This window comes from Alteribacillus sp. JSM 102045, assembly GCF_041949975.1.
Lineage (GTDB): Bacteria > Bacillota > Bacilli > Bacillales > Marinococcaceae > Alteribacillus.
Genome location: NZ_JBHFQG010000078.1, coordinates 1 through 2,219 on the forward strand (window position 1 = coordinate 1; position 2,219 = coordinate 2,219).

The following is a 2,219-nucleotide window of genomic DNA, read 5'->3' on the forward strand; positions in this document are numbered from 1 at the left end:
AGCAAGAGAAAGCCTTGTTATTGGTCATAAATAAGCAGTGGTCATCATTCGATTACTGCTTATTTTATGGGCTTCATACGACAAATAATTCTCAAAAAAAGCCGCCATATAGCTCTAAAATTCACAATTAAGGGATGATATTTGATATTCTGTTCCATAACTTTACTGTCATTTCCTCAACATAATTCGCAGCATCAGAAACCACAGGCATCAGTAGCAAAAAACCTATGACAGTGCCCGTGACAATAGTTATCATTATTGCATCTTTATTTTTTTTAATAAATGTCTCTTTTTTTTCTTCTATAGGGTCGCTAATTAACGGTAAACTATTTAATTTATTTAACAATTTATTAGTTATAAATCCTAATATTTGTACAGCTTGATTTGAGTTGAATTTTAATCTAAAATCCAGGTATCCTTCTGTATGAAAATTTTTATCTACGAATTCTTTATCAGAAAATCCAGGGTGTTTCATTACTATGAAACGCTTGTTTTTTTCTACTAATTCTTCTATAAGCATAGTGGAATGAGGCATTTTCAATTCTTTTAAAATATTATCAATATATGGAGCATCCAGAGGAATATCAGCTTGATGATATTGACTGAAAGCTACAAGTTCACCTGTTACAGTTCTGTATTCAGGTATGTCTCTCCAATCGTCGTAACCGTTTAATTCTTTATTTAACCATTCAGTAAATGATCTATCTTGATGTTGTTTTGAAATAGGCAAAGAGCGTCTTAATGCCTGAGTAACACTAATTTCTTCGTTTTCAATATCATTAATTAATTTTTTTGTTTCCTTAGACATTGGCACTTCACTCTCCGGTTTACCTGAATTAATAATAGCATTTTACTTCATTTATTAAATTTAAGAAAAGCCCCCGACTGATATAGACAGGGACTTACTTTTTTGAGTGAACCAACATAGCTTGCAGGTAAAAGATAACACTTAAAATACAATAATACATAAATGAGGAAAGAACTCCTCACTTGTGTTGATAATAGAAAGGAACAGCATAGGCTATTCTTTTCTAATTCCTCTGTACAACCTAGGTTTATTAGGAGGCATTTCAGTCTCATCTTTAATATATTTTTTGATTTCTTGGAAAGCCATTCGACCACCTAGTAAGACTAGCGAATGATCATGATCGGTTTCTGTGTATTTTATCTCTTTAATCCTTGCATCTAAGTATTCAAGCAAATCTTCATGTTTCATTCGTTTGCCCTCCTTATGTCCGTGATTTGATCAAACCGAATGTAATAAATCTCCTCTTTATTCTTCACATGGAACTGTTTTTGGACATAATTAATGAAATGGCAGCATCCAGTGATTTCATAAAAATCATAGTTGTCCCAATAAGCAAATGTCAGCTCTATATTTTCTCTCATGGCTTCTCCGAGCAACCATTCAAACCCTTCCCATGGTTGTTCATCTAAAATCGGCTTCTTTTTTCTTCTTGCTTTTTCTTGATGTTTTAACCACATTTCTCGATGTTCCGGCAGAATCATAAGCATTGATTCCCACCTTAAGTTTGATCCTGGAGTTAGTTTATTTGCCATGATAAAATCCTCCCTAACAAGAACATTCGTTCCCATTATAATCGATTTATGACTTTTTGTAACTTGTAAAATTTTACTTTTAATTACTTAGATATTGTGGAAAATACCCAATAAGGACAACTTTTTTTCCTTTTTTAAATATTCTTCCTTTCTTCAATGGTGATTCAATAATTCAATAATTCAATAACACAATAGTGCAAAATGCAATTTATGATATAAAAAACTGTATTTGATTTCTATTGATGACGTATACTATAATATAGGTGAGGAACAACTAATACCGTGACGCTAACGGGCTGTCACGAACCAAAAGAATATACTAAAGAGTGATACCCTATGGTTGGTGGCCGGCGGGTATCACTTTTTTTTGTGGGTCGCAATGACATAGACGACATAAACAATTTGCACAACAAGTGCAAAAAGCATGATCGTTTCAGCCATACGATCACCCCCTTCCTTGTCCGACATGAGACAAAGAAGGCTCGTGACATACCCGCAAGGCACCGTATCAGTTATTCCTCATTGATACCAATGTATGTAGTAATCTAAAACTGGACCACTGGAGTCATTGAAAAATCCCCCAGTAGTATATAATTAACCCCTGTAGAAATAAATGAATTTCTAATGGGGAGACTGGGAGCGATGATCAATTTGAAAAA

At 33.6% G+C, this 2,219-nt stretch carries 3 protein-coding genes; all 3 read right to left on the bottom strand.

Features of this window, described 5'->3' with window-relative positions; all coding sequences use genetic code 11:
- Positions 1-127: 127 nt before the first annotated feature.
- Positions 128-808 (bottom strand): AbiTii domain-containing protein, encoded by a 681-nt coding sequence (locus ACE1TI_RS21525; protein ID WP_375009564.1) that lies wholly within the window; start codon positions 806-808, stop codon positions 128-130.
- A 213-nt stretch (positions 809-1,021) separates the two neighbouring features.
- Positions 1,022-1,216 carry a hypothetical protein gene (locus ACE1TI_RS21530; RefSeq protein WP_375009565.1) on the bottom strand — a complete coding sequence of 65 codons (195 nt, stop codon included), beginning with the start codon at positions 1,214-1,216 and terminating at the stop codon, positions 1,022-1,024.
- Positions 1,213-1,560 (bottom strand): YolD-like family protein, encoded by a 348-nt coding sequence (locus ACE1TI_RS21535; protein ID WP_375009566.1) that lies wholly within the window; start codon positions 1,558-1,560, stop codon positions 1,213-1,215. The genes ACE1TI_RS21530 and ACE1TI_RS21535 overlap by 4 nt, the downstream gene beginning before the upstream one ends.
- Positions 1,561-2,219: the final 659 nt, after the last annotated feature.

Bases quoted from the DNA above. Each gene is read 5' to 3' on its own strand.
- ACE1TI_RS21525 (WP_375009564.1), bottom strand. From the start codon at position 808: ATGTCTAAGGAAACAAAAAAATTAATTAATGATATTGAAAACGAAGAA.
- ACE1TI_RS21535 (WP_375009566.1), bottom strand. From the start codon at position 1,560: ATGGCAAATAAACTAACTCCAGGATCAAACTTAAGGTGGGAATCAATG.
- ACE1TI_RS21530 (WP_375009565.1), bottom strand. From the start codon at position 1,216: ATGAAACATGAAGATTTGCTTGAATACTTAGATGCAAGGATTAAAGAG.